The following is a 1,633-nucleotide window of genomic DNA, read 5'->3' as shown; positions in this document are numbered from 1 at the left end:
GATAATTTCGTCAGTCACCGTGTTTTTGATCTCGTTGATTTTGATGTTAGCCATGAGATGTATTCTCCAAATTTTCGCTAAATGAATGAATCAAATTATTGATTCAAGAAAACAATAACAATTTTTCAACATCAGATCAACTATCAAAATCGAACAAAAAAAAGATAATTGAGTTATTTATGTTCTTTTTGAAAGACTGTTTTTTGCGAAAACATCATCAAAACCGATTAAACAACGGGCTTCCAAGCTATTTAAAGAAACAAAAATAAGTAATTTATGTACAAAAAACTCTGAACTTGTCTTGTTGGAAGCAAAGAGAACCAACCAAGCTAACTGAATTGAGTTATTTAGGGTTTGCTGAAAAAGTTTGTTGATGGGGTTAGGAGTCAGGATTCAGTAGCCGGTCGTCGGTCGTTTCAGGCTTTGTTGCCCTCCTTTTTGTACTAGCTTGCGTACCACAAGAAGGATAATGCCAAGTTTTTGAAGGTCACAATCCTATTTTCGCAGCACTAACATCAGACTTTAACAGGTCAAAAGCCTTATTTTAAAAGGGTTTTATCATTATTCAGCAAGCACTATTTATTTTTTTTATTAACTGGGAATTCTGTTAATGAATAGATTCAGGAATTTTTAAAAGTGTATGTATTAAAAATCGCTTTGTTGGTTTTTATGCTGAATAAGCTCACTCAAAAATAATCGGATTATTGGTATTTTATTAATCCATATTGTATTAATCTTATAGTAAAATAATCCGTAGGTTGGGTTAAACGAAGTGCAACCCAACACAAAACATGAAGAATAATAGGGGGATGATGTTGGGTTTCATGCTTCAACCCAACCTACAAAATAGGCGATCAGCCTTCTGTAAAACTTCCGCAGTGACCGACTCGCTTAGATAATACTCCCCGCAATTCTGACAGATATCCGCAGGGACTTGTTTTAGAATCACGATAAAATTATCTCTCTCCAAAGTAACGGTAACAAAATCCGATCGAGTCGTGCCGTGTTTACAGATCACACATTCCATAACTCTTATCTTCCCTTACTATGTTTGCGGGGTGAGCATAACCCACCCCGTCCACAATTAATTACTTAACTCGTATTCTATTTCCTGAATTTTCTCCTTTACCCAGGCGTTAAACAAATCGGGTTCTTCGGTTTGTGTTATGCAATGGACGGGAGTTATAAGGAGTGAAACCCTTATATAGAAAGACATTGCTTCGATTTTTGCCAATTGTTTTCAATCTAGAACGAGCTAATCAATTAAGTCTCTTGCCAGATAAGGATTTAGCCGATTTATGCCCCCTGATCGAACCATACCAAGTAACGAAGAACCAAATCATTAGTTATTTCGAGCGAAGAACAACGAATGGATTAGTCGAGGGAATCAACAATAAACTTAAACTAATAAAAAGAAGTGGCACCAATAGTACCGCCCGCAACTTGACGTAAAGTTTTAAAAGCGGTAATGCTTTCTTGACTGTCGTTGGCGGCATCGGTGCGAAGCTCGATAATTTCGTCAGTCACCGTGTTTTTGATCTCGTTGATTTTGATGTTAGCCATGAGATGTATTCTCCAAATTTTCGCTAAATGAATGAATCAAATTATTGATTCAAGAAAACAATAACAATTT

At 36.0% G+C, this 1,633-nt stretch carries 2 protein-coding genes and 1 pseudogene; 1 reads left to right on the top strand and 2 read right to left on the bottom strand.

Features of this window, described 5'->3' with window-relative positions:
- Positions 1-829: 829 nt before the first annotated feature.
- A complete protein-coding gene (locus PX482_RS15950; RefSeq protein ID WP_288023638.1) occupies positions 830-1,027 on the bottom strand; it encodes a type II toxin-antitoxin system MqsA family antitoxin in 198 nt (65 codons plus the stop codon).
- 308 nt (positions 1,028-1,335) lie between these two features.
- Between PX482_RS15950 and PX482_RS15945 the strand changes: the two are divergent.
- A pseudogene (locus PX482_RS15945) lies at positions 1,336-1,422 on the top strand (transposase); the annotation flags it as partial.
- Here PX482_RS15945 and PX482_RS15940 read toward each other — a convergent pair.
- Positions 1,405-1,563, bottom strand: coding sequence for a hypothetical protein (locus PX482_RS15940; protein ID WP_288122674.1), 159 nt, complete (start codon positions 1,561-1,563; stop codon positions 1,405-1,407). The pseudogene PX482_RS15945 and the gene PX482_RS15940 sit on opposite strands and share 18 nt — an antisense overlap.
- Between the last annotated feature and the right edge of the window lie 70 nt (positions 1,564-1,633).

Source organism: Microcystis sp. M53602_WE12, from assembly GCF_030065455.1.
Lineage (GTDB): Bacteria > Cyanobacteriota > Cyanobacteriia > Cyanobacteriales > Microcystaceae > Microcystis > Microcystis aeruginosa.
The sequence above is the reverse complement of the archived record's forward strand: the minus strand, read 5'-3'. Positions and strand labels throughout refer to the sequence as shown.